At 63.0% G+C, this 25,382-nt stretch carries 19 protein-coding genes and 1 tRNA gene; 12 read left to right on the forward strand and 8 right to left on the reverse strand.

Annotated features, from left to right (window positions below; genetic code table 11):
• Nucleotides 1–163 precede the first annotated feature (163 nt).
• The 10 genes from rplU to BMF89_RS19455 all read left to right on the forward strand — a co-directional run bounded on the left by rplU (nucleotide 164) and on the right by BMF89_RS19455 (nucleotide 7,991).
• A complete protein-coding gene (gene rplU, locus BMF89_RS19410) occupies nucleotides 164–472 on the forward strand; it encodes a 50S ribosomal protein L21 (RefSeq protein ID WP_028267456.1) in 309 nt (102 codons plus the stop codon).
• A gap of 60 nt (nucleotides 473–532) precedes the next feature.
• Nucleotides 533–796, forward strand: coding sequence for a 50S ribosomal protein L27 (rpmA, locus tag BMF89_RS19415; RefSeq protein ID WP_003803426.1), 264 nt, complete (start codon nucleotides 533–535; stop codon nucleotides 794–796).
• A 143-nt stretch (nucleotides 797–939) separates the two neighbouring features.
• Nucleotides 940–2,529 carry a GTPase ObgE gene (gene obgE, locus BMF89_RS19420; RefSeq protein WP_078108684.1) on the forward strand — a complete coding sequence of 530 codons (1,590 nt, stop codon included), beginning with the start codon at nucleotides 940–942 and terminating at the stop codon, nucleotides 2,527–2,529.
• Entirely contained in the window at nucleotides 2,519–3,709 is a 1,191-nt protein-coding gene (gene proB / locus BMF89_RS19425) for a glutamate 5-kinase (protein WP_078108685.1), read from the forward strand. Before obgE ends, proB begins: the two co-directional genes overlap by 11 nt.
• Complete coding sequence (locus BMF89_RS19430) at nucleotides 3,706–5,076, forward strand: glutamate-5-semialdehyde dehydrogenase (protein WP_078108686.1); 1,371 nt, start codon at nucleotides 3,706–3,708, stop codon at nucleotides 5,074–5,076. Before proB ends, BMF89_RS19430 begins: the two co-directional genes overlap by 4 nt.
• A gap of 79 nt (nucleotides 5,077–5,155) precedes the next feature.
• A complete protein-coding gene (locus BMF89_RS19435; protein WP_078108687.1) occupies nucleotides 5,156–5,389 on the forward strand; it encodes a hypothetical protein in 234 nt (77 codons plus the stop codon).
• 46 nt (nucleotides 5,390–5,435) lie between these two features.
• On the forward strand, nucleotides 5,436–6,065 hold the full coding sequence (gene nadD, locus BMF89_RS19440) for a nicotinate-nucleotide adenylyltransferase (RefSeq protein WP_274619733.1): 630 nt from the start codon (nucleotides 5,436–5,438) through the stop codon (nucleotides 6,063–6,065).
• A gap of 7 nt (nucleotides 6,066–6,072) precedes the next feature.
• Nucleotides 6,073–7,311: a hypothetical protein gene (locus BMF89_RS19445; RefSeq protein WP_078108689.1), complete on the forward strand. Its 1,239-nt coding sequence runs from the start codon at nucleotides 6,073–6,075 to the stop codon at nucleotides 7,309–7,311.
• Between the two features lie 63 nt (nucleotides 7,312–7,374).
• Nucleotides 7,375–7,773 (forward strand): ribosome silencing factor, encoded by a 399-nt coding sequence (gene rsfS, locus BMF89_RS19450; protein ID WP_059389355.1) that lies wholly within the window; start codon nucleotides 7,375–7,377, stop codon nucleotides 7,771–7,773.
• 142 nt (nucleotides 7,774–7,915) lie between these two features.
• Nucleotides 7,916–7,991 (forward strand) — tRNA-Ala (locus BMF89_RS19455).
• Nucleotides 7,992–8,157: 166 nt separating this feature from the next.
• Here BMF89_RS19455 and BMF89_RS19460 read toward each other — a convergent pair.
• From BMF89_RS19460 to BMF89_RS19495, 8 genes are all read right to left on the reverse strand, one after another.
• Nucleotides 8,158–9,039, reverse strand: coding sequence for a hypothetical protein (locus BMF89_RS19460; protein ID WP_139359743.1), 882 nt, complete (start codon nucleotides 9,037–9,039; stop codon nucleotides 8,158–8,160).
• Nucleotides 9,040–9,634: 595 nt separating this feature from the next.
• Complete coding sequence (locus BMF89_RS19465) at nucleotides 9,635–12,247, reverse strand: LuxR C-terminal-related transcriptional regulator (RefSeq protein ID WP_139359744.1); 2,613 nt, start codon at nucleotides 12,245–12,247, stop codon at nucleotides 9,635–9,637.
• A gap of 106 nt (nucleotides 12,248–12,353) precedes the next feature.
• A complete protein-coding gene (locus BMF89_RS19470) occupies nucleotides 12,354–13,280 on the reverse strand; it encodes a bifunctional 5,10-methylenetetrahydrofolate dehydrogenase/5,10-methenyltetrahydrofolate cyclohydrolase (RefSeq protein ID WP_078108692.1) in 927 nt (308 codons plus the stop codon).
• A 60-nt stretch (nucleotides 13,281–13,340) separates the two neighbouring features.
• Entirely contained in the window at nucleotides 13,341–13,826 is a 486-nt protein-coding gene (locus BMF89_RS19475; RefSeq protein ID WP_078108693.1) for an HXXEE domain-containing protein, read from the reverse strand.
• Entirely contained in the window at nucleotides 13,823–16,357 is a 2,535-nt protein-coding gene (locus BMF89_RS19480) for a beta-ketoacyl synthase N-terminal-like domain-containing protein (protein ID WP_171983562.1), read from the reverse strand. Before BMF89_RS19480 ends, BMF89_RS19475 begins: the two co-directional genes overlap by 4 nt.
• A 79-nt stretch (nucleotides 16,358–16,436) precedes the next feature.
• A complete protein-coding gene (locus tag BMF89_RS19485; RefSeq protein ID WP_171983563.1) occupies nucleotides 16,437–19,496 on the reverse strand; it encodes a non-ribosomal peptide synthetase in 3,060 nt (1,019 codons plus the stop codon).
• Nucleotides 19,497–19,537: 41 nt separating this feature from the next.
• The gene (locus tag BMF89_RS22810; protein WP_078108696.1) at nucleotides 19,538–20,245 is read right to left on the reverse strand and encodes a 4'-phosphopantetheinyl transferase superfamily protein; all 708 of its coding nucleotides are present in this window, start codon (nucleotides 20,243–20,245) and stop codon (nucleotides 19,538–19,540) included.
• The gene (locus BMF89_RS19495; RefSeq protein ID WP_078108697.1) at nucleotides 20,242–21,828 is read right to left on the reverse strand and encodes an MFS transporter; all 1,587 of its coding nucleotides are present in this window, start codon (nucleotides 21,826–21,828) and stop codon (nucleotides 20,242–20,244) included. Before BMF89_RS19495 ends, BMF89_RS22810 begins: the two co-directional genes overlap by 4 nt.
• Nucleotides 21,829–22,986: 1,158 nt before the next feature.
• Between BMF89_RS19495 and BMF89_RS19500 the strand changes: the two genes are divergently transcribed.
• Nucleotides 22,987–24,003, forward strand: coding sequence for a LacI family DNA-binding transcriptional regulator (locus BMF89_RS19500; protein WP_253190907.1), 1,017 nt, complete (start codon nucleotides 22,987–22,989; stop codon nucleotides 24,001–24,003).
• Between the two features lie 624 nt (nucleotides 24,004–24,627).
• The coding region (locus BMF89_RS19505; protein ID WP_139359745.1) for a DUF3417 domain-containing protein at nucleotides 24,628–25,382 on the forward strand (755 nt) is incomplete at its 3' end.

Raw genomic sequence — 25,382 nt, forward strand, 5'->3', positions numbered from 1 at the left:
TTTCATGTGGAATTGACATTTCACTTGGATTTGTTCGAGGGATGACTCATGGATTCCGTAACGGAGTCCACGGCGTTGAGGCACAGCGTGAACCAGGCCCGTTTTCGGATCGGGGTTCCGCACGCAAATTTAGTAATAAACGTCGAGAGAAGTGAGTGCCCAAGTGGTGTACGCGATTGTCCGCGCAGGCGGCCGCCAAGAAAAGGTTTCCGTTGGAGACTACGTAACCCTGAACCGCGTCCCCGGTGGAGCCGGCAGCACCCTTGAGCTGCCCGCACTGCTCCTGGTGGACGGTGACAAGGTCACCTCCGCTGCTGCGGATCTGGCCAAGGTCAAGGTTACGGCTGAGATCCTCGAAGACCTCCGTGGTCCGAAGATCGTCATCCAGAAGTTCAAGAACAAGACCGGCTACAAGAAGCGCCAGGGTCACCGTCAAGAACTGACCAAGATCAAGATCACCGGTATCAAGTAACCACTGGTTGCTGTTCAGGTTTTCAACAGATTCCCCAGAATTTAAAGGCAGGCATTTCAAATGGCACATAAAAAAGGCGCGAGCTCCACTCGCAACGGTCGTGACTCCAACGCCCAGTACCTCGGCGTGAAGCGCTTCGGTGGCCAGGTCGTTTCCGCAGGCGAGATCATCGTCCGCCAGCGCGGCACCCACTTCCACCCGGGCGCCGGTGTCGGCCGCGGTGGCGACGACACCCTGTTCGCCCTGCAGGCAGGTGCGGTTGAGTTCGGTACTCGCCGTGGCCGTCGCGTAGTGAACATCGTTGCTGCTGCAGCTGCAGAGTAATAACACGTTCTGAACGGGTGGAGCGGGCCGTATGGCCCGCTCCACCTGTCTTTTTAACCGCACTAGAATTTACTAGGGCGGGCGGCGGCGCATGAGCCCGCAACGCGCATTCAAGCAGTAATTTCCACAAAGAGGAGAAACACGTGGCGACCTTCGTAGACCGGGTAGTACTTCACGTATCCGGCGGAACAGGCGGCCACGGCTGTGTCTCTGTTAAGCGCGAGAAGTTCAAGCCGCTCGGCGGACCCGACGGCGGCAACGGCGGCAATGGCGGCGACGTGATCCTGCGCGTCGATGCCCAGACCACCACTTTGCTTGATTACCACCACGCTCCGCACCGCCACGCGACCAACGGCGGTCCCGGCATGGGCGACTGGCGCGGTGGCAAGAACGGTGAAACCCTTGTGCTTCCCGTCCCGGACGGCACCGTGGTCAAGACCAAGGACGGCGTCGTCCTCGCCGACCTCGTCGGTGAAGGCACCGAGTTCGTTGCCGCCGCAGGCGGCCTGGGCGGCCTCGGTAACTCGTCGTTGTCTTCCCAGAAGCGCAAGGCACCCGGTTTCGCCCTCCTCGGTATCGAAGGCGAGTCCAGCGACATCGTCCTGGAACTGAAGTCCATTGCGGACATCGCACTGGTTGGCTTCCCCTCCGCAGGCAAGTCGAGCCTTGTCGCGGCGATGTCAGCGGCTCGGCCCAAGATCGCCGACTATCCGTTCACTACCCTGATCCCCAACCTTGGCGTGGTCCAGGCCGGTGACGTCCGGTTCACCATCGCCGACGTTCCCGGGCTGATCGAAGGTGCGAGCGAGGGCAAGGGCCTCGGCCACAACTTCCTGCGCCACGTAGAGCGTTGCGCGGCGCTGGTACACGTGCTGGACTGTGGAACCTTGGAAGCGGACAGGGACCCGCTCTCCGATCTCGCGATCATCGAGCAAGAGCTGGACAAGTACGCCGTGGACATGAGCTACGCCGGCGTTGACGGCGAAGTTGTCCCTTTGAACGAGCGCCCCAAGCTTGTGGTCCTCAACAAAGTGGACCTGCCTGACGGTCGGGACATGGCCGAGTTCGTCCGTCCCGAACTGGAACAGCGCGGCTACCGCGTCTTCGAAGTCTCCGCTACGAGCCATGAAGGCTTGCGCCAATTGAGCTTCGCCATGGGCGAGATCGTCATGGCCGCCCGCAAGGCCGTTGCCATTGCGCCTCCCAAGGTCGCAGCGCCCGTTCTCCGCCCGCGTGCCGTCAATGAGTCCGGCTTCAAGATCCGCCGCGAGGAAAAGAACCTCGAGCCGCTCTTCCGGGTATTGGGGGAGAAGCCGGTCCGCTGGGTCAAGCAGACCGACTTCACCAACGAGGAAGCCATCGGCTACCTCGCCGATCGCCTGGCCAAGCTCGGCATCGAAAACGAGTTGTTCAAGATGGGTGCCGTCCCGGGCGACACCGTGGTGATCGGCGAAGAGGACGGCGTCGTCTTCGACTGGGAGCCCACCATGATGGCAGGTGCCGAACTCCTGGCGACGCCTCGAGGCACCGACATCCGTGTTGCCGACATCGGCGACCGTCCCACCCGTTCGCAGAAGCGGGACGAGCAGATCGAACGCCGCGAGGCCAAGGCTGCCGCACGGGCCGAGCTCGAAGCCGAGCGGAAGGCGGGCATCTGGACCGAGTCCGTCAGCGGACGTCGTCTGCCCAAGCCCCTGAAGGAAAGCGGCCTGGAAGCCGAAAATGACGACTAGCACGGCCCGCATCGCTGAAGCCGCTACCGGCGACGACACCGCAGAACGCCAGGCCCTGGCCGGCGCCAAGCGGATCGTCGTCAAAGTGGGTTCGTCCTCGCTGACCAGCATCAAAGGCGGCATCTCGGAGAAAGCGCTGACGGCCCTCGTCCACGCCCTCGCTGAGAAGCGCAATTCCGGGACGGAGATCATCCTGGTCTCTTCCGGTGCCATCGCGGCGGGCCTCGCGCCGCTCGGCCTCGCCAAGCGTCCCAAGGACCTCGCCACGCAGCAGGCTGCGGCCAGTGTGGGCCAAGGGCTTTTGATGGCGCGCTATTCGCAGGCGTTTGCGGCACACGGGGTCACGGTAAGCCAGGTCCTGTTGACGGCGGATGACCTGATGCGCCGCACGCAGCACAGCAACGCCTACCGGGCGCTGGACCGCTTGCTGAACCTCGGCGTCGTGCCCGTCGTGAACGAAAACGACACCGTGGCTACGCACGAAATCCGTTTTGGCGACAACGATCGCCTGGCCGCTTTGGTGGCGCACCTTGTGCGGGCTGACGCGCTGGTCCTGCTTTCCGACGTCGACGCCCTGTATGACGGTCCGCCGTCGTTGGGCGCCAAGCGGATTCCGCTCGTCACCGGTCCCGCCGACCTCGACGGCGTGACCATCGGCAAAGCCGGCAAAGCCGGCGTCGGAACCGGCGGCATGACCACCAAGGTGGAGGCTGCGTCGATCGCCGCAGGCTCCGGCATCCACGCCCTCGTCACGTCCACGGCCAATGCCGCAGCGGCACTGGCCGGCGCGGACGTGGGCACGTGGTTCGCCATCAACGGAAACCGCAAGCCGGTGCGCCTGCTGTGGCTGGCCCACCTCGCTTCGGTCCGCGGCCGTTTGGTGCTCGACGACGGCGCCGTCCGGGCCGTGCGCGATCGTCACACCTCGTTGCTGCCCGCCGGAGTATCGTCGGTGCAGGGAGACTTCGAGCCCGGTGATCCCGTGGAGATGGTTTCCGCCGAAGGCGCCGTGATTGCCCGGGGCCTGGTGAACTATTCCGCTGAAGAGCTTCCCCGCATGCTTGGCCGCTCGACCAAGGAGCTCGCCAAGGACCTTGGCCGCGGATATGACCGCGTAGTTGTTCATGTTGACGACCTCGTACTGGTTCAGCAGCCCCGCTCCACTAAACTTGGAGAATGACTGAGGCCCTTACCCCTGATTCTCCTGTGATGACTGACACCCTGGCTTCCGGCAATGCCGGCCAGGTGCCGGAAACCCCGGAGCTGGGAACCGCGCCGCTCACGCCCGAGCAGGTGGAAGCGGCCGTGCATTCCATTGCGGACCGTTCGCGTCAGGCCGCGCGGCGCATGGCCCAGGCGAACCGTGCCTGGAAGGACCGCGCGTTGCATGCCATCGGCGCAGCCCTCCGGGAACAGCAAGCGTCAATCCTCGCCGCCAACGCCAAGGATGTCGAGTCCGGCCGCAACAACGGAACCTCCGCTGCCATGCTGGACCGTTTGACGCTGACTCATGCGCGCATCGACGGACTTGTGGCGGCCCTTGAGAACCTTGCCGGCCTGCCGGATCCCGTAGGCAACGTCGTCAGGGGCCAGACCCTCCCCAACGGACTGCGCTTGCGCCAGGTCAACGTGCCGATGGGCGTGGTCGCAGCGATCTACGAGGCCCGCCCCAATGTCACTGTCGACATCGCCGGACTTGCCTTGAAGAGCGGCAATGCCGTGATCCTGCGCGGTGGATCGGCTGCCGCCCACACCAACGCAGCCCTTGTGACCATCCTCCGTGACGCGCTGGAATCCGTGGGCTTGCCGGCCGACGCCGTCCAGAGCGTGGACCAATTCGGCCGCGAAGGCGCCAATGTCCTGATGCGTGCCCGTGGCCGGGTGGACGTGCTGATTCCCCGTGGTGGGCGGGATCTGATTCAGACCGTGGTGAACAACTCTTCCGTGCCTGTCATTGAGACCGGCGAAGGCAATGTGCACATCTTCATCGACGAATCCGCCAGCGAAGAGATGGCCGTCGATATCCTGCTCAACGCCAAGACCCAGCGCCCCAGCGTGTGCAATGCCGTGGAGACGCTCCTGGTGCACTCGAAATCCACGGTGCTGACGGCCGTCGCCACAGCTTTGCGGTCTGCTGGAGTCACCCTTCATGCCGACCCCCGGATTCAAGCGGCGCTGTCCGGTTCGGTGGAAACAGTCCCCGCAGACGACGTCGATTGGGCCACGGAATACATGGACCTTGACCTCGCCGTCGCCATGGTGGACAACCTGGATGAGGCAGTCGCGCACATCCGCAAATGGTCCACGGGCCACACGGAAGCCATCCTGACGAACAACCTGGCGAACGCCGAAAAGTTCATTGCGGCCATCGACTCTGCGGCGGTCATCGTGAACGCTTCCACGCGTTTCACCGATGGAGGCGAGCTTGGCCTGGGTGCCGAGGTGGGAATCTCCACCCAGAAGCTGCACGCCCGCGGTCCCATGGGCCTCACGGAGTTGACCACCACGAAGTGGATCGTGCAGGGTGAAGGCCAGGTCCGGGGCTAGCGACGCTGTAACATAGAACAGAAGTCCTGGACGGTGGGAGGATCCGCCGTCGAAATCCTTTGAACCGCTAGGGGAGAAAATGCAGTTTCAGCAGATCGCCATTTCCATTCTCGCTCAAGGGGGCGAGAGTGAGGCCCCGGCGCCGTTGTGGGCTCCTCCTTTCGTCTTCGGCATCACCATTTTCTCCATCCTCCTGATCCTGATGTTCGTGGCGGTCTCCTACACGAACCTCGGCAACCGTCACGACGCCGTCGACGAGCACTCGGATCCGCACCGCCAGCACCCGGCCAAGCACCCAGGGCTGGGTCACTAACATTTCCGCCGCAAAACCCTTCGAGGAAACGGGGCGCCGGCATCGATTGGGCGTGATGGGTGGGACCTTCGATCCCATCCACCACGGCCACTTGGTTGCTGCCAGTGAGGTTGCTTCCAAGTTCCGCTTGGACGAGGTGGTCTTCGTGCCCACCGGAGAGCCCTGGCAGAAATCGCACAAGCAGGTCAGCGAGGCCGAGCACCGGTACTTGATGACGGTCATTGCCACGGCCTCAAACCCCAATTTCACGGTGAGCCGGGTGGATGTGGACCGACCCGGTCCCACGTTCACCATCGACACCCTGCGTGATCTCCGGAAGCAGCGGCCGGACGCAGACCTGTTCTTCATCACTGGCGCGGATGCCCTGGCGCAGATCCTGTCCTGGAAAGACGTCGACGAGCTGTGGTCATTGGCGCATTTTGTCGGCGTGACCAGGCCGGGCCATGTTCTTGATGGCATGGGCAGGGAGGACGTCAGTCTCTTGGAAGTACCCGCCATGGCGATTTCCTCGACGGATTGCCGCGCCCGCGTGGGCGCAGGCAACCCGGTGTGGTACCTCGTACCTGACGGCGTAGTGCAGTACATCGCCAAATACAAGCTGTACTCGGGCGCACCCGGCATGGGGGAGCCCCTGCATGCTATGACCGGACCAGAACACCAAGCCCGTACCGAGTGAGTTTTGAATGAGCCAGGAACAACCCCCCATCCCTAGCCGGCGCGAGCTTCGGCGAGCCCGGGACGCACGCGTGGAAACCGGCGCACGTCCCGCGGTAGCCGAAGCCGGCACCACCGACGACGCCAACCACGCGTCCGGTGGCGCTTCGGTCAATCGGGTGCGCCGGGTGGCCGATGCTCCGCTCGACGCCAAACCCGCTTCGGAACGTTCTTCCCAGGCGCGCGCACGCGACCGCGCAGCCCTCCGTGCCATCAAGGAACTCGCGGACAAGGAACAGCAGCTTTCCCGCGGCGGTCCGCCCACGCGCCGTCAGTTGCGCTTGCAGCAGCTGCAGGAAGAAGTTGCCCCGGGAACCTCAGCGATCCCCGTTGTACCGGCACCAGGGTCCGGGCCGAGGACATCCAGCATCCCGGCCCAGGCTCCAGGCAAACAGCAGCCCGGACCGGATCGCAAAGGCGCATCGCCTGGCGGCGGTGTCCGCGTCACGGCAGGCCCGCCTCCCGGCGCCCCGGAAATGACCGTGGAGCAGGCCTTGATGGCCCGTGAGCTCCTCGCCGCCCAAGCGAACAATCAGACCAACAAGCTCGAGCAGATCGCGGCAATGGAATCCGCAGTGCAGAGGGTCCCGGCCGCTGAATCCGAGGCATCCGGAACCGACGCTGAGCCGGCGGATCCGGTTGTTTTGGCTGAGCAGATCGCCCAGGCCGAACGCGAGGCGATCCTCAACAAGAGGGCAATCGCCAAGCAGAAGCTTGCCGAGCAGAACAGCCGTCCTGCCCAGGCCCGTGCTGAACCTTCCGCGGCGAGCAACCTGGCCATGGTGACGCCCCTTGAGTTCGTGAAGGTTCCGGGACTCGATCGTCCCGTCATGAAGCCTCCCGGCACCACCTTTGTTCCCCTGGTGACCTCGCCTGCGCCGAAACTGAAGCCCGGGCAGTCGGCGTCGGGCAAGCCCCGCAGCCTGCGCGGCCGGGCAGGAGTCTTGGCGCGCGCTGAGGCCGCCGCGAAAGCGGCAGGCCGACGCCCGGCGTCGGACTCCGGATCGGACGGCCAGGCATTCGCGGAAGCGGCCGAACATCCGCCCGTTTCGGCAAGTTCGGCTTACGGACTTGAACCGCTCGACGCCGCGACGGCGGGACTTGGGCGCGCCCAGCGTACCCGGCTTCTGGTCCTGGGACTCGTTGGCATCGGAGCCATCGCCCTGATTGCGGGCATCATCATGATCACCAGCGGACTTTCCCGCTGACCACAACGGCTTTTGCCACCAAACAGGTTTCGTTCATTCTCGAAGCCGCATACAAGGAGTCCCGTGACTGCACATGAACAATCCGTCCTCTTGGCCCGCCACGCCGCCCGCGCGGCAGCGGACAAGCTGGCCGAGGACATCATCGCCCTGGATGTCAGCGAACGTCTGGCCCTGACTGACGTCTTCCTGATCGCTTCGGCTCCGACCGAACGCCAGGTCAACGCCATCGTCGACGGCATCGAGGAAGAGCTGCTCAAGCAGGATCTCCGCCCGGTGCGCCGCGAAGGTCGTTCCGAGGGCCGCTGGGTCCTGTTGGATTACGCCGACATCGTGGTGCACGTCCAGCACTCCGAAGACAGGGTCTTCTACGCCCTGGAACGCCTGTGGAAAGACTGCCCGGTAGTGGACCTGGAGCTCGGCGACGATGCCTCCGCGAAGGCTCCCGCCGTCGAGGAATCCTAGGCTTTAGGCGCAAACCAACTGAATATGCCCGATTTGGAATTTTCGGAAATGCTGTTCTAAGATATTTGAGTTGCTTCGGAGGAATCCGAAAACTGGACGGGGTTTTCCGGCCAGTTCACGGTTAGTGAAGCAGCGAAAATATGGGGCTGTGGCGCAGCTGGTAGCGCACCTGCATGGCATGCAGGGGGTCAGGGGTTCGAGTCCCCTCAGCTCCACCATCGAGGCCTTGCTTGGAACTTTGGCTCAAAGTTCCGGGAAGGGCCTCTGCTATTTGAGTCGAAGGGCCACCCCACGGGGTGGCCCTCTTGTTTTCTCCGGTGTTTTCGGCGTGGATCTTCTGGGCGTGTTGGCGGATCTTGTCCGGGTCCTTGATGCCGGCAGCGATCAGGTTTTGCACGCGCTGGAGTGTGTGCAGCTCGGCGAAAGGTTTAGGTGCTGTCGCCAGCGCGGAAGCGCAGGATATGCGCGCTCGACGGCGTCCGCGTCGAGGTCGTGCTGCTGGCCCCAGTGCACGAGTGCGGCTGCCTCGAGTTGGCGCATTACCTCGAGGCTGCCTGGGATACCGCTGAGCGCCGACCCCTCCACACTGACGGTGCGATCCCATCGCTGCATGGCCAACAGGGCACCGCTGCGTGGGGTAAACCACAGCGAAAACCATCCTGCGACCGCCTCGCAAGCCTGGGCCGCTGTCTCGATGACCGGAAGCAGTTGCTGGGTGATCACGTCGAGGTATTCAGGGCTGGTTGCGTCGAGGAAGACCTCGACTCCCCGGCCACGGTAGTATTCGTCCGCCCATTGGGGTCCGGCCATGATCTCGAACCCGACTCCGAGTTGTGTGTTTGGACGCTCCGCACCAGCGACTATTCGCCTGACAATCCACGAGGTTAGTTTCCACCAACCTTTTCTGTTGGCCCACCTACAGAGACCTGCGACGAGATCGCCAGGTCGACCGGATCCGGCCTTCATCCCGGCCGTTGCGAGGAGCAGTATCGTCATGGCGGGGATCAGCAGGGCGGCTGGGCCGCTGGTCAGCCAGGCCAGAAGCAGGGCTAACCACACGAGGACGTCTAGGAGAACGGAGTAGATAATGCCGAATCTGCCCACGGAAACGACCGCGGCTGCGAGGAGGTCGTCGTCGCGGTGGATCTCGATGCCAGGGTATGTCCGCCTCAGGGCCTGGTCGTCAGTGATCGATGCCGCGCGTTCGATCCAGTGCTGTCTGCCACCGGGACCGACCAAATGGAGGGCCTTTACTGCATCAGCCAAAGGCGGAAAATGAACGTCCACGCCGTGGACTCCGGTGGATACGGCCCCCGCGCGGGTCTGCCCACGGGATCCACCCATTGTGGGTAGTGCCCAGCGGTCCACTGCCGAATTGCCCGGTGGACCGACGCTAACCGACGGCGGTCGGCCGGTGCGCTGACCGTCCAGTCTTAGGCGCAGCTCGTGGAGGAGGACGCCGGCTTCGACGTGGCAGACGCCGACCGTGGACGTTCCCCACCGCGGCCGACTGGAAGCGGAATCGGCGCTATTGGGCCGCGCGTGATGTTTGTCGGCTAAGCACCTCCGCCGTTGCCCGATACAATAATCAGTACAAAATACGCGGCGCGGGCTGGGGTGCTCATCGGGGAACTCGTGGCTGTCACCCTCGGTTGCCGCGTTCCCGTATGTGTGCCACATCCGCCAGCAAACCCGGAGGGCAGATGGCAATGGCCTCTGCCTTCTTCCTCGGGGTTGGGTAGGTGTTGGCAGGGAGCAGTCACTGGCGCCCTAGGGAATAGATCGACGAAGGCGTTGGGGGCGCTCCCTTCGGAGCTTGCCCGGAAGGATCCAGAGGTTTTGAGTCGGACTTCAACAAGGGTCACATCACTCGCGGGCAGCCAGGAGCAGGGTTCGCCACTGACGCGACGAGCTGGGCGCGTGAGCTCACGCCGAGCTTTCGGTATATCGTAGTGAGCCGCGCCTCCACGGCGCGCACGGATATGAATAGCGCTGACGCGATCTCGCGATTTCGCCGACCGGCGACAACGAGGTCGACTACCTCCTGCTCACTCTCCGACAGGCCGGCGGTCTGCGAAGCGTCGACGGGTGACGCATCGAGCGTTTCGGCCCACCAGGCGAGCCCGAGCCTGCGGAAAGTGCTCGCTGCGGAGTGTCGGGCGTGGATCGCCTCCGAGGTCATGTGCACTGCCTCGAGCCGCACCGCATACGCCGAGAGGGTTCGTGCGTACTCATAGTCTGAATCGCCGGCGCCGAATTGTGCGAGCACACGCTCGAACGCTACTACAACTTCGGAATCGTCAGCGAGGAGGGCTCTGCAGCGCGCGATAGCGAGCAGCGACCAGCGAGAGGTTGCCATTGAGGAACGTCTCTCGACGTCCTCGAGGATCGCGCGCGCCGTGGTGCGGTCGCCGGACCGAACAAGTGACTCGACTAGATCTGCATCAGACCGATACAGGTGCGGATTGGGGACGCCCGCGCAGATTACGCGGCTCCGCATGAGCAGGCGCGTGGCGCTGGCAAGGTCGCCACGATGGAGCTCTCGGGCTCCCAGGTAGGCATCCACGCGTGCAGAAATGGCTGGATTCCGTCTCCCTCGGCACGCCGCGTAGAGACGGTCGAGCGAGGCTTCAGCTGCGACGGTGTCTCCTGTTTCACATAAGTACCAGTACTCATGGAAGAGCCGGTACGGCTGATGAGTGCTCGGTGCGTCGTCGCCGCGCAAGAGGATGCGGACCGATTGAATCGCTCCGTGGATGTCGCCTGCGAGGCGGTCGTTGTCTATCGAATAGAGGCGTGTTGTCGTGACCCATAGCGGTTCGATGCCCGCAGCGGAGGAGAGGATCATCCGAAATATGTCGCGAGCCTCGTCGTAGCGTTCGGCATAGGTCAGGGCCCGGGCGCGCGTGAGGAGAGCCGTCGTTGATGTGGCGCTACCGGCCGCGTCGCTTGCGATGACCGTGGCGCAGGGAGGCTGCGCGCGTCCGGACATTGCGTCGTTGAGGATGCGCGCACTGTCGATGACTGTTCGCGCCACGTTTCCGATGGCCGCAGCAGGTTCGACGATACGATCCAGGAATTTGTCTGCCTCGGCCAGCTCCCATCGCTCCGCGCTGTAGATCGCCAGAAGCGCGATGAGGAGGGAGGCTTCATCGGGGGCCGAGTCAGCGTGCCGCTCGAGGGCGTCTTCGGCCAGCGTCGTGAGCAGGGTCTGCGAGGTCATGTATTCCATGCGGACCCGCAGGCTCGCTATCAAGAGCCGCGCGGCAGCCGAAGCGGGGTCGATTTGTTCGGCCATATCAACGTAACGCCGCGCCGCGCCTACGTGCCCGGCGTAGAAGTATGCGCTTGCAAGCTCGAGCAGTTCGCCTACGTCGCCGTCGTTTGGTGCGCGCAGTAGGAGGGAGCGTTCGGTAAACTCAAATGCTATTTCGTCGCGCCCGTCTCGGATTAGCTCTAGGGCGGCGGATCTTAGGCCGGATGCCGTCCCTGTGGTCGCAGTAACGAAGCTCTCGTGCCAAAGTTTGCTGAATGTGTCGTGGCTGTCTGAAGCTGCCTGTGCGTGGAGGTCTAGCCGTCCTCGCGCATCGATCGAGTGGTAGGCCACAGATCTGACGGCAGGATCGCTTACGCAGAGCCACTCTCCGCTACGTGCCACAAGTCGGCGCTCGATTAGTTCGACAAGGGCTGCTCCGTCGTCATGGCGAGAGGCATCGGCCACGAGTGTCCTCTGCGATGCTGCGATGAGCCGGAGTAGCTTGGTCTTCAGCGCTGAGAGGGTGCCAATCCGTTCCTGAATCGGTTTGGCGATGCTCCCGCTGAACCGTAGAGGGAGCGCGAGCGGTGCCTTCCCCGCCAGTTCGTTCGTCCCGAGTCCGTGAACGAGTTCGATGGCGCGAGCCGGAATGCCTGACGAAGCGGCTGTGATCACGTCGACGACGGCCGTGTGGACATACGAACCCGCTGCGTGGGTGACAAGAGAGTGGACGCGGGCGCGCTCAAACCTCTTGAGTTCGATCGACGGGAGACCTGCGAAGCTTCCGTCGTGAGGCAGAACGCGGACGAAGAGAACGAGACGAAGGCCCGTCCCGGCGAGTCTGCGTGTGACAAATCCGATGACCGCACGGCTCTCGGGGTCGAGGAGGTCGGCGTCATCGATCATAAGGACTAGGGGGACGTTGTCCGTCTCGGGAAGGAGTGTGACGATTCGTAGTGCGATTGCGAACGGGTCGCTCTCGGGCGCAGAACCGATGGCGAGGGTGAGCTGGCGCCATCGTGGGTCAGGGAAACCCGAGAGGACGGAGATGAGACCTGAATATGCCCGTTGTGATTCGAGCGGGTTGACGCGCACGCTGACCGTGTTTACCCACCGTCGCTCAGCTTCCGAAACTAGGGCCGACTTGCCGGAGCCCGTCTCGCCCATGACAGTGAGCGCAGTCTCGCTCGCCTCGCAGTGGGCGATAATGCCAGTCAACTCTGGCTCTCGCAAAAACACGCCTATGGTCCCCCTCCATGTGCCGACCCGAGTCTACCATCGGCCACCGACTGAAGCTGGGGTGGACTCGAGCCGGCACGTGCGGTTACGCGGCAGGAATTGACTCACGCGAGCGTACTGCAGCTATGGCAGCGTTCCGCATGAGTAGCCCGAGCATCACCGGGCCGACGCCGCCCGGTACTGGAAGCAGGTGGCCGGCGACAAATGCCACGTCGTGTGTCACTACCCCGCCGCGAAGGATGGGGCTGGCCACTCCCTCGTCGCTTGTCGTGAAGCCAATGAGCGTCGGATTGAAGTCGATGACCGTGGCACCTGGCTTAATCCAGCCCGACGTGACAACCTCGGCGCGTTCGAGGCTGACGATGAGAACGTCGGCGGCGGCGGCAAGCTTGCGGGCCTCGGGGTGATCGATTGGCACGAGAGCCAGGGGAGAGCTCGGCGGCAGCATGGCAGGCGCAGCGTACCGTGCGACCATGTTGGCGACAGGGTTGTTGCGCATGAGTGGTTCCTCCGTCAGGAGGACGATGTTGCGATTCTCCAAGGGGATCCCGTGCTCGGCGAGAATGAGCAAGACAGCTTCTCCGACGAGGGGCAGGACGGCATCGGGGTCTTGCCGGTTTGAGGAAAGTAGCGATGCTGCATGAGCAGGGTGGAGACCTTCGAGTTCCTTCTCTGCCGAGATTGCCGGGAGCACGTCACGGATGGAGATGTGTGCTGGCAGCGGCATGAGCACCATGATCCCGTGAACATCCGGATCCTCGTTGCGCTCCTCGACTACTCGGATAAGTACCGCCAGTGACGCGTCGTCGGGAAGGGTCACCTCCTCGCACTCGATACCGTACAAGGCGAGGGTGCGCAAGTGAAGCTCGCGGTTAATGGGCAGCATGGGATCTTCGCTGGCGACCGAGATCAAGCTTATGCGCGGGCGGACTCCCGCCGCGGTTGCTGCTGCGAGGGAAGGAGCGACGAGGCGCTGTTGCAGGGAGCGGCCGTTGATGATGTGTGCGGTCACGGGGTTACCTTTCAGAAGTCCGCTGATGCGGAGCGTGCGAGGTTGTCGGATGAAGGGTGGTCATGGACGGAACCATCGGGCGCCATGGAGCGCGGCAACGATTGCGGGGACGGATGCAGCGGCGCCTGCGACGAGAGCGAGCGCGGTCCTCCCCACGGTGATGCGGTCGCGCCGGTGCACTGCTCGGATGACCGAGATCGAAGCAGCGAGCAGGGCCGGTGCAGTGACGGCCCCGGGGTTGTATCGGCCCAACACGGCCGCACGAAGAAGGTGCCCGGCCCCATTCGCTGCAAGGGCGCCGGCAGTTCCGATCGCAAGGTAGCCGGCAGTGCGTGTACGAGGTGTGTCCACCGCGGTTGTTGCGCAAGCCACCACCACGGTCAGCGCGGCGGTTGCAATCGCCATGCGGTCTGCTCGGTAGTCGATGGCGGAGAGCCCAAGTCGGCTGAGCAGGCGGGGATCTGGTTGTGCTCCCAAGGTGCCGAAGGCGATTTCCTCGGCGTTGTGTGCTGTGAAGATGGCAAGAAGTGCAACCTGCCCAATCATCGGCTCACCAATGCGCCGCTGACTGCTCGACCAATGGCCTGCAGCGGTGCTGGGTCCCGGAAAATCGAGTAGTGATCGCCTGCGACGTTGACAACGTCGGCTTCTGAACCGAGGTAGCGAGCCCACTCATGCACGGAACTTGATGCGATGCCGAGACGGTCGAGAATCTCCTGCGGCTCCGGATCTGAGGCTTCGATGATCAGGACCGGGCAATCAAGGTCACGGTCGGGGGTCCATCGTTTGAGGACACCGTGATTCTCCTTCCAGATGTCGAAGAAGCGGGCAAGCTCCGTGCGGACGCTCGCTGGCCAGTCGGGCGAAACTACGTGATCGAGCACGGTTCGTGCGTCAGAGGCCGTAGCAACGTTCCCGTCGAATCGGATGCCGGGCACGAGGACTTCGAGGAGGGCCGGGAATGCGGCAAGGTACTCCCCACCGCTGCAGTCGCCCGATGTGTATGCGTGAGGCGGATGGGAGTCGATCATGACGAGTCGCTCGACCACTTCCCCTTCTCGTCGGAGCTGCAGAGCGATTTCTACGGCAAGATTCCCGCCGAATGAGTAGCCCCCGATCAGGTATGGTCCGCGGGGCTGACGTCCCACGATCGCAGCGAGATAGTTCTCAGCGAGGTCGCGCATCGTGCAACCCCGGCCGAGGTACTCGTCGGGGAAACTCAGCGCGATCAGGTTCAACGTCGGGTCGACGTGGGGAGCCAGTCCTGCGTAGATGGTGGTGGTCCCTCCTGCGGGATGGACAAGGAAGAGGTCGCGGGTTCCACGTTCGCTCACTGCAACGAGGTTGGAGGTCACCCGGGGGCCGTGCGAGGCGGGGTGGGAGCGACCTGCCTGGTCGTTCGTGTCGACAGTCGGAATGCCATCCAGCATGCGGTCGAGCAGGCTTCGGACCGTCCGGGAGCGCTCGATGTCGGTGTACGACAGATCGGCAGCGAAGCGCTCGCGCATCGCACTCAATAGATCGATGAGAGCGAGCGAGTCCGCGCCGGCGTCGACGAAGTCGTCATCGATGGTGAGGTCGGGTGCCATAAGGGTGCGTCGCGCCATGTCGAGCAGGTCTGTTTCCGAAGGAATGCCTTGGTTCTGCAGAACCCCCTCCGTCTTCGAAGGTTCGACCATGTCTGGTGACGCAGGACTCGGGGCATCGAGCCAGTACCGGACACGACTGTAGCGGCGCTTGGGTGGGGCGGCGGGGCGGCGTCCGCGATCCGGGCGCCGTCGCAATACAACGTGCACGTTCGTCCCGCCCATCCCGAAGGAGCTCACGCCCGCGGCATCCAACCAACTTGCATCGAGGCATTCCGTTGGCAGTGCGAGTGCGTCACCGAGGTTGAGGAGCGGGTTTGGCTGCTCGTATCCCGCAATAGGCGGGATCATGGCCCGCTCCAGCACCAGAGCTGCCTTGATAAGGCCGACCACCCCGGCCGCTGCGTCGAGGTGGCCGATGTTCGCCTTGACGCTTCCCAAATAGCAGGGTTCCTTCGTGGAACCTCGTGCCTGTCGCAGCGAGCGCACCTCGATAGGATCGCCGATCGGCGTGCCCGTGCCGTGCGTTTCGACATAGCGCACCCTGTCAGCCGGCAGCCCCGCCGAGGTAAGAGCTGAACCAATGACCGCCGACTGCCCTGCGATGCCAGGAGCCGCGAACCCGGGTTTTTCGGCACCGTCGTTATTCACAGCTGATCCGGATATGTGGGCGTACACGTAATCATCGGGTGCGTCATCGGACCGTGCGAGCACAATCGCCCCCGCACCGTTCGCCTTCACGGTGCCATCCGCAGACGCGTCGAACGGGCGGCAACCGCCCGTTGGACTGAAGATGCTCCCTGCTCGATACAGGTAGCCACCGAGGTGGGGCAGGGATATCGATACGCCCCCGACCACGGCGATGTCGCACTCCCCGCTTTGGAGTGACATCCGAGCAAGGTGCACGGCGAGCAGTGAGCTCGAGCATGCGGATTGAACGACCACCGACGGGCCAGTCAGACCCAGCGTGTAGCTCGTGCGCGTGCAGAGAAAGTCCTTCTCATTCGCCAGCATCGCGCTGAAGTTGATGTCGGATGTGTCCCATAAGCCGGCGTCGGAGACCGGCCCCGTAAGATACGTGCTGGAGCTCGACGATCCGAAGACCCCGACGCGCAGGCCACGAAGGTCATCATCGAAGCCCGAGTCGTCGAGCGCGGAGCGGATGGTCTCCAGGAACACCCGGTGTTGGGGATCCATAAGAGAGGCGTCACGGGAGCTGATGCCGAAAAGTTCGGCGTCGAACGTCTCGAAGTCATCGAGTGCGCTCCGTATCGGTACGAACCCATCGTTGTCGCGCTGGGCCGGTGAGTAGCCGAAGCGTGCGGAGTCCTCAGGTGTGACGGCCTCAAACGTGGTACGCCCCTCGGCGATTAGGCTCCAGAACGTGTCGATGTCTTCGGCTCCGGGTATCCTGAGCGCGATGCCGATGACAGCGATGTCGCCGGGCGGCTTGGTCTCTGTGTCGGGGTGAATGGCGGTTGATGTCGTCAAAGTTGTTGTCCTCATGTCGGTCGGAAGGTCCTGTCTCGGACTGGTCTCCCGAATGGTGTGTGTGTGGTGGTTGCGCCATTTAGGAATTGCCGCTTCGAGTGAGGACGAAGGCAGCGAGTTCGGCAGGTGTGGCGTGCTCGAAGAGGTCGATGAGTGTCACGTCGACGAGGCCCAGATCGGTGTGGAGCCGATCGTGCACCTCCATCACATGCATCGAGGTGCCTCCGACTTCCATGAATCGGTCATGGGCGCGCACGCGCCCGGCCCCGATGGTTTCCTCCCACACGAGAGCGATTCGAGACGCGAGATCGCTTGGCGCGGCCCCGCCCTCCGCCTCGTCGGCTGCCGATACGAGCGGCAATTGTGCCATGTCTGGCTTGCCGTTCTTCGTCGTGGGGATGGCATCGACGGGGACAATGACCGCGGGCACCATGTACGGGGGGAGACGGTCGGCGAGGGCGCGTCGAGCCGCTGCGATCGTGTCCGTGTCGAGTGCATCGTTGGTCGCTGGCACGATCCATGCGGCAAGGAAAGGCTGGCTGCCTTCTTTCTTGATCACTCGCACTACGGTCGCCCTCACGTGGCCGGTGGCTACGAGGGCGGATGAGATCTCGCCGAGCTCGATCCGATAGCCGCGCAACTGAACCTGGTCGTCGAGTCTGCCCACGTAGACTAGCTCGCCGTCGCGGTCACGGCGCACGCGATCGCCCGTCACATAGGCTCGCCGCACGCCGTCGGTGAGCCGCACCGAACGGAACCGCTTAGCGGTGAGGTCGGGCTGGCCCAGGTAACCCTCGGCAAGGGCCGCGCCCGTGACAAGGAGCTCTCCCGCAACCCCCGGAGGGCATGGTCGGCCAAAGGAGTCGACCACAAGGGCACCCAGGTGCGGAAGCGGCTCTCCGATAAGGCTCCTGTGTTCAAAATCAACCGCATCTTGGTTGATCTCTTTGAGGGTCACGTGCACGGTCGTCTCGGTGATGCCATACATGTTTAAGAAGCGTGTTTGCGGGGAGATGCGCGCGAACCATTCCCGGAGATCGGCCGGATATAGTGCTTCGCCGCCGAACACGATGATGCGGACACTCGGTAACCGTCCTCCTGCCCGGACGAGTGCATCGGTGAGCCGGCGGAATGCCGACGGCGTCTGGTTGAGCACTGTGATGCCCTCGCGTTCGACGAAACGGGCAAACGCCTCGGGGTTTCCGACCTGGTCCGCACGGGGAATCACGAGCGTACATCCGCTCGTGAGAGGTCCAAAAACCTCCCAGATGCTGAAGTCAAAAGCAAGAGAGTGGAACAAGCACCAAGTGTCTCCTTCCAGATACCCGACCCGTGTCTCAGCCGCGGACAGAAGCGCGGTCAGGTTGTGATGCGGGATTACAACTCCTTTGGGCTCCCCTGTGGATCCCGATGTGAAGATGATGTACGCGCGGTCTTCCATCGTTGGGCGACGGAGTAGACGGGCCGGGCGCCGCGACCGAACGAGTGCGTTGCCGTTGACTACGTTGCTGTCCGCGGATTGTGAGAGCAACCGCCCGTCAACGAGCGTGGTAGGCCGGCTCCCGTTCTCCTCTTCGACGCGGGAAAGAATGAGCGAGGTTCGGGCAGATGGGGCAGCCGGGTCGACTGGAACATAGGTCCGCCCCGATGCCATGACCGCGAGCATCGCAACCACTGCATCGATGCTGGGGGCCATCGACACCACGACGAGGCGCGTAGCCTCAATCGCGTCCAGGACCCCTGCCGCGGAGGTGTAAAGCGCCACCAGCTGGCTGTACGTCAGGGCTTCGGTTCCCATCCGCAGAGAGATTGCATTCGGTTTGTTCGCTGCGATTGCCTCGATGGCATCGATGACCGTCGGTCCTGTGGCTCGCGCGTCGTCGGCGACATTTTCGACAAAGACGCTGCCGTCGACCACTGCGGCGGTCGGCCGAGAGACGATCGCATCAAGGGCCTCGTCGAATAAGCGCTCCGGGTGCGTGTCAATCAAGTGGTCGGCTACCCCGACTTCGACGACGAACTCTGAGCCGTCGTCGGAGACGGTTGCTGAGAAGGGATACGACAGAGCGGCGCGCTGCAGCGGGACCGAAGTGGCCTCCGTCGACCCGAGAGAGAGGACCAGCCCCTGCTTGTAGAAGGTGACAGCGTTGTCGATTCCCGCGTACGTGCCTGATGTCAGCTCCGTTCCGTCAGGTCCTGCGAGATCGAGACCTTGGTTTGACTGCAGCACACGGATGCCGGACTTGACCTGTTCGCACAGCCCGCGCCAAGTCTCGGCTGAGGTGATGCGAACGGGCAAAGGCAGGGTGTTGACGAAGAAGCCCATAGCCCCTTTTGCGCGGTAGCCGGCGCGGCCCGCGAGAGGGACGCCCAGCACTACTTGCTCCTCACCCGAGAGACGCTGCAAAGTGGCCGCATACGCGGCGAAGAACACCGTGGCAGCGCCAAACGTAGCAAATTCCCCACTGCTTCGGATGCGCTCGGCAGCGGGGCCTGAAATCACCCGTCGGTGGCGCTCTCCAATAATCTTTCCTTCGATTCGACTAACCTTGAGCCCTGTATGCGTGAAGGACTCGACTCCGGTCAGCAGTTCGCGGTACCGCGAGACCGCCGCGGCAGTCGTGGGAACAGGCGCGATCGTCCCAGGGTGCTCCGACAGTTCTCCTAGAACGTCGGCCCACTCGCTTCGTGGACGTGCATACAATTCGGAGATACTGCCGACGACGCGATAAAACGAATACGCGTCTCCCACCAGATGCGAGGCAACCAGAGACATGTGATGCACGTCGGGTCCCCGGTAGAAACGAGCCGTGACCTGTTTTGGGTCCTCTGGCATGATGGGGCCGGCTTCGATTTGCTCCTGGGTCTTGCGGGCAATTGCCGCATCTCGATCGGACACGGGCGCGCCTGCGAGCGTGGGATCGAGACTGCTGACTTCTACCGATGCGGCGCTTGGTCGCACGATGGCCTCGATGCCTGACGGATTCTCCTCGAAGGTCGTCGAGATGCCGGGACATGCTGTGAAGACAGCTTGAGTTGCATCGATGAGCAAATCGAGGTCTGTCGATGCTCCAAGCCGGAAGACGAATGCGAGGTCGAATGAAGTATCCGAGGGGTGCGCTGCGTTGTGAAGAAACATTCCTCGTTGCGCGAATGTAGCGGGATACCGGTGCGGTTTGCTCATGAAGTGAATCTCTTCTTCGTTCGGATTGGCAAAATGGCGGAAAGCGGAGGACATGGGCGCATGCCCGTAATCAGTCCTAGGGTTACGAAGTTGATGGCGGCTCCGCGGTGCGGGAGCGTGACAGCTATTAGGTGGGATCGGCCGGGATCGGCGATGCGCACGAAAACAGTGCCCTCCGGGCCTGACACGGACGCGTTCCTAGGGCCAGAACCACACACCGTCAATGAAGATGGGTGGCGTGCGAGGCCGATGCCGAATCGCTTCACGTAGGCTTCCTTTGCTGCCCACGCCCGGGCAAGGAATCGGCGGCGGGCTGCAGGCGGCGTGTCTCTAAACCTGGAAAGCTCCTCGTGGGAGAGGAAGGACTCCGGACGGATGCGTTCGACGCGGTCAAGAGCGACAATGTCGATTCCGACCGGCTCGGGAGATGCAGCTGCACACACCCACTCACCGTCGTGGCTCGCGGAAAGACCGACCGGCGCGCCAACGCATTGGGGGCGTCCCGACGGGAGATAGTGGTGGCCCCGTCCCCCTCTGTCCGCGGACAGGCTGTGTAACAGGAGGTCTGCAACCCGGGAGCGCACGCGGTCGGCGAGGTGACGTTTGCGGGCGATTGTTTGGAGACGCGCGGCCGGAATGAAATCGGCATCCACATCGAGATGCGCGGGGAAATCAGGGATCTGGGCAAGCAACACAGTGGTCATTTGGTGACTATCGCGTCCGTCCTAGCTGTCGCGTCGTAGTCTTTGGCGGGGTCGATACGTGCCCGCCAAACCGTGAGGCCCGAGATCACAAAGATCACGGTGACGATGATCGCAACCGAAGCGCACACGATAGCCAAGGCGATAAAGCCCGTTCCGTAGGCTCCAACGGTGGCTTCGCGCACCGCATCTGACACGATGGCGTCGCGTATTTCAATTCCCTTTGGTGATGTCGGGGGCAGGCCCATCGATGTGAGCTGATCCATCGTGCGCTGTGCAACTACTTGTGCGTTTTGTCGCAGACGCTCAGCCGCGTCGTGAGCCGCGAGACTGCTGAGAAATGCGACACCGAGCGAGGCACCAAACTGCTGGCTCGCATTTGCCACTGCGGAAGCAAGCCCGCTCCGTTCGGCTCCAATGCCGTGCGTCGCCGATGACATGGCGGGGGCCATGATTGTGCCAAGGCCTAGTCCGACGACGAGCATCGGACCCAGAAGGGTTTCAACGTACGCGTCTTCGACGCTGAGCTGCGACATCCAGAGGAATCCAATGGCCTGGACGGCTGGACCGATCACGAAGGCTGCCAGGAGGCCGAATCGCGGAACGATCACGCGAGTGCTCAAGACGGCCGCGACCACCAGGCCGCCAACCACAGGGAGGAAGGCAATGCCGGACCGAAAGGGGTCGTAGCCGAGGCTGTTCTGAAGGTAGTAAGTGAGGTACAGAGAGCTGCCCATTTGGGCGAGTCCCACGAGCGCGATTGAGACATAAGACGTCGCGCGTCTGGCATCAAAGAGAATGGTGAGCGGCATTATCGGAGAGGGTGCCAGCCGTTCGCGGATGATGAATGAGGCCGCCAGCGCGGAGCCGGACACGAACAGCGCAAGAGTCACTGGATGACCCCACCCTAGGGCTTCAGCGCGCGAAAAGCCGAATACAATCGCGAACATCGCGGCAGTTCCCAAGACAAGGCCCAGGGAGTCCTCTAGGAGGGCCGTGCGCCGGGGAGAGGAGGTTCCGCGAAGTCCCCGGATCGCGAGGCCAGCGGTCAAGGCAATTATCGGAACATTGACGAAGAAGCACCAACGCCAGCCCAACATGTCAGTGAGTGCGCCGCCAAGGATCAGTCCTAGTGCAGCCCCTGCGCCGGCGACGGAGCCGAAAACGGCGAACGCACGCGCCCGGCCTTCTGTGCCAGGGAATGCCGTGTTCATGAGTGACAGGTTCGTGGGGGCGAGAATAGCCGCGAACAAGCCCTGAGCCGCCCGAGCCGTGACGATAAGCGCCAACGAGTCGGCCAACCCTCCGATAAGACTTGCGACCCCGAAGCCCGCGAGGCCTAAGAGGAACGCGGCTCGAGCGCCGAGGATGCTCGAGAGCCGACCGCCGAGGAGGAGAAGCGAGCCGAAAGTGAGCGTGTATGCGGTGATCGTCCACTGGCGGTCGGAGTCGTCAAAGCCCAAACTGGCCTGAGCGTCGGGCAGTGCTACAGCGATAATTGTTGTGTCCAACACCACGGTGACCTGGGCGAGGCAGGCGCAGAGAACGAGCCATCGCTGCGGCTTAGTGCGAGATGTGTCTGTCATCGTGTGTCCGTCCGATGCGGGAAATGGAGGCGAGGGATTCGTCCTATTCACGAAGCTAAGACAGCGCCAACAGCCCCGGACACTCTCAGGGAGGCACTGTGTGGTCCAAGTGTGGTTTCCCGCAAGGGCTCAGTTTCCCGGTTTCGAGCTCTCATCCTCGTGGTGCGTGAAGGACGACTTCATCGTGTGTGGGCGCTGGAAGCGAGGAGTTTCCTATCGGCCTCGTGAGGCTGATGCTGAGAACGGTGGGATGCATCGCATTTGAGGGGAATTGGCTGGAGCTCCATACATCGTTTTCTGCAGCCGCGGCGCCGAATCGCCGAGGGTTATCCTGATGCAGGGCCGAGATTCAACCGTCACGGATGAACAGTCAAGTCCCTGGACGGGGATCTCGGGCTTGGAGTGGAGAGCCTAGGCTCGCCCAAGGCGGTCACCATCCTCGTCGACGAGGGACCGATAAGTACGGCGAGGTGGCGTGGGATCCAAGAAGCCAACATGTGCGGACCTGGATTATCCGTCATCGAATGTCAGCCCTCCCGGACGGAATCCAAAACTTTCCGTAGAATCCTATTCAGGTTTTGATAAGCAGGGCGCACCATGATTGGATGGAATGCTATTGACTTAGTTGACTTTCTCGTTTTATATAGAGATTTCAATGAAAGAATATGGCGCGATCAATAGTTGGTTTATCTGGAATGAAATTCAGATTGCCGAATTGAGTAATTGTGTGTTCTAAATCAAGGCTAATATCGGCGGAAATTGCGGGAATCGTGTCGCCGACCTCGTTAGACCATCATTTTCCGCGTTCGCGAGCCGCGGCGCCATGTTGGCAGGGCGGAATTATCGCGACAACTTGGCGACCATCTCGAGCACTCAACACCCGGTGGAGTTGCATCTCTTGAATGTGTGGGACGCGTTGCCTTCGCAGGCAGAAGGGAACCACCCGGCGGTGGTTCCCTTCTTTGTGTTGCTGAGGCATCCCCTAGCCGCACCCTCGCTAAATCGTCGAGGGTATGTAACAGTGGGCTCAGCATGCCTCAACACTTTGCCAACCGATTACGGTTTACTATGAGGCATTACCGTCCGGCGGATTGCGGTCAATCGCGAGCCCACCGCCGACAAGTCACCGACAATGCAGGGGGATACTCCTTGGTAACCATGGCCGATGTGGCGCGGGCAGCAGGTGTTTCCAGGAGCACTGTGTCCTATGCGCTCAGCGGTGTCCGGCCGATTGCGCCCGAAACGCGGGAGCGCATCCTGCAAGCCATGTCCGACCTTGGCTATACGCCGAACTTGCTCGCCCAGGGGTTGGCCGGCAAGCGGACCGGCATTGTCTCCGTGATTTTCCCGGTCGGGGAGCAGGGCATGAACACCACGGAGTTCGAGTACGTCCAAGGTGCTGCCGAGCAAGCGCGGGCTGATGGATACCATCTTCTTCTGTGGCCGATGGATCCCGACGACCTCGTCGAAATGCAACGGATCGTGGCCCAAGGGCTGGTCGATGGAATCCTCCTGATGGAAGTCAGGTCATTCGACGAACGGATTCCACTACTCCTGGAAACCGGGGTTCCATTCGTCACGATCGGACGGCCGGCGGACGCCGCTGGCCTGACCTTCGTTGACGCGGATTTTGAAGCCATGGGTGAGTTGGCAGTGTCGCACCTCGTCAGCCTGGGGCACACGGAAATCGGCCTTGTGACGCATTCGCGTGAATCCCTGGACACCGGATATGGCCCGATGGTCCGGTCCTGGGACGCCGTGGCAGCTTCCGCGTCGAGGCACGGGATCACTGCCCGGCTGTTCCCAACCACGAGTTCGCTTGCCGGCGGTCGCGAGGTGTTCGCGCAGATCCTGGAAGAATCTCCGGAGACAACCGGACTCGTGATGATCAACGAAGCGGCCACCGCAGGCCTTCTGGGTGCCGCTGCGGCCCACGGTTGGCGAGTCCCCGAGTCCCTCTCCGTTGTCGCGATCAACACCAGTGCCGGCTCCGCCGAGCGCTTCATGCCCGCACTCACGACGGCGTCCGCCGAACCCGGCGTCATGGGGCGTGAGGCGGCACAATTCCTTACCCGGCGCCTCCGGAGCGACGACGCGGACGCCTTGCAGTGGCTCGCTGAACCGGTGCTGACGTTGCGCGGAAGCACCGCCGCGGTACGCGCCAGACAGCCGTAGAACCGCCTCGCGGTTCGGGTGCAATCCGCCAATTCGCGGCCTTCATGACGCGGTTCCAACACACGTGATTGTGACATTTGACACACCATTGCGCTGCCAACTACTGTCGAGCCATCGACCCGCGTCGACAAGGCGCGTCGACGAACGGCGATGAGATTCCTCCTGATACAAACATGGCGGATGGTCACCGATCAGCGTTCCCGGAAGACTAAGGAAGTAAGTCGTGCTTGGAATCATTCGGTGCCGACGCCCGGAGTTGACGATGCGGTCGACGTCACGCAAAACGGAACGGGAAATCCCCGGCTTTCGCCGCGGGTCCACAAGCAACCGCGTCCCCTTATTCCCCGACGGCGAAGGCCCCGGAATAGTGCGTGGACGGAACTTGGAGACTGCCACCCGCTTCTGAGCTCCAGGACCCGTGCGCCTGCGAGGCCAATGGTGCCCGCGCAAAGCATGTAAGCGCTTGCCCTTCCCCGATGGCTTCCCGGAAGCCTCCTCGCCGCGCGCCCCAGTGGTCCCATCCCCAAGCCACCATCCCCCCCATCATCACAACAACCTCTTGGAGGTAACCCGCATGGAAACGTTGACCAAACCGGCCCAGTCCGCGTTCGAAGGTGGCCGGAAGTGAAAGCGATTCGACGGTTCACAGTCCGAACGGTTCTGCCGGACGCAATCGCCCCCTTGGCGCGGTTAGCGAAAAACCTGCGTTGGTCCTGGCATTTGCCGACCCGTGAACTTTTCTCCGCACTGAACGCCGAGGCCTGGGAACGAAGCGAGCACGACCCCATGACCTTCCTGGGCCTTGTCAGCCGCGAGGAATTGCAGGAGCTCGCAGCGGACGGCGCCGTCGTCGAGCGTGTCCAGCATGCGGCCGCCGACTTGGACCGGTATCTGAGCGAGCCGCGCTGGTACCAGGGCCTGGGTGCGGATGCCCCGGCGTGCATCGCGTATTTCTCGCCCGAATTCGGCATCACCGAGGTGCTTCCGCAGTATTCCGGCGGCCTGGGGATCCTGGCCGGGGACCATTTGAAGGCTGCCTCGGACCTCGGCGTGCCGTTGATCGGCGTCGGGCTGCTGTACCAGGCGGGCTATTTCAAGCAGTCCCTGTCCCGCGACGCGTGGCAGCAGGAAACCTACCCGGTCCTCGACCCGGACGGCCTGCCCCTGACACTGCTGCGCGAGGAAGACGGTTCGCCGGCCCTGGTCACACTTCCATTGCCGGGCGACCGGACGCTGCGCGCGCACATCTGGCGTGCCGACGTCGGGCGGGTGCCGCTGTTGCTGCTCGATTCGAACGTTCCTGCCAACGACGACGCCGCGCGCGGGATCACGGACCGCCTCTACGGCGGCGGAGGGGACCACCGCCTGCAGCAGGAGCT

This window comes from Arthrobacter sp. SRS-W-1-2016 (assembly GCF_002009585.1).
Classification (GTDB): Bacteria; Actinomycetota; Actinomycetes; order Actinomycetales; family Micrococcaceae; genus Arthrobacter; species Arthrobacter bambusae_A.

Excerpts from the sequence above, each read along its gene's own strand:
- rpmA (WP_003803426.1), top strand. The coding sequence starts at position 533 with ATGGCACATAAAAAAGGCGCGAGCTCCACTCGCAACGGTCGTGACTCC.
- proB (WP_078108685.1), top strand. The coding sequence starts at position 2,519 with ATGACGACTAGCACGGCCCGCATCGCTGAAGCCGCTACCGGCGACGAC.
- BMF89_RS19430 (WP_078108686.1), top strand. The coding sequence starts at position 3,706 with ATGACTGAGGCCCTTACCCCTGATTCTCCTGTGATGACTGACACCCTG.
- BMF89_RS19435 (WP_078108687.1), top strand. The coding sequence starts at position 5,156 with ATGCAGTTTCAGCAGATCGCCATTTCCATTCTCGCTCAAGGGGGCGAG.
- BMF89_RS19445 (WP_078108689.1), top strand. The coding sequence starts at position 6,073 with ATGAGCCAGGAACAACCCCCCATCCCTAGCCGGCGCGAGCTTCGGCGA.
- BMF89_RS19475 (WP_078108693.1), bottom strand. The coding sequence starts at position 13,826 with ATGATTGGGCAGGTTGCACTTCTTGCCATCTTCACAGCACACAACGCC.
- BMF89_RS19485 (WP_171983563.1), bottom strand. The coding sequence starts at position 19,496 with ATGTTTCTTCACAACGCAGCGCACCCCTCGGATACTTCATTCGACCTC.
- BMF89_RS22810 (WP_078108696.1), bottom strand. The coding sequence starts at position 20,245 with ATGACCACTGTGTTGCTTGCCCAGATCCCTGATTTCCCCGCGCATCTC.
- BMF89_RS19495 (WP_078108697.1), bottom strand. The coding sequence starts at position 21,828 with ATGACAGACACATCTCGCACTAAGCCGCAGCGATGGCTCGTTCTCTGC.
- BMF89_RS19500 (WP_253190907.1), top strand. The coding sequence starts at position 22,987 with ATGGCCGATGTGGCGCGGGCAGCAGGTGTTTCCAGGAGCACTGTGTCC.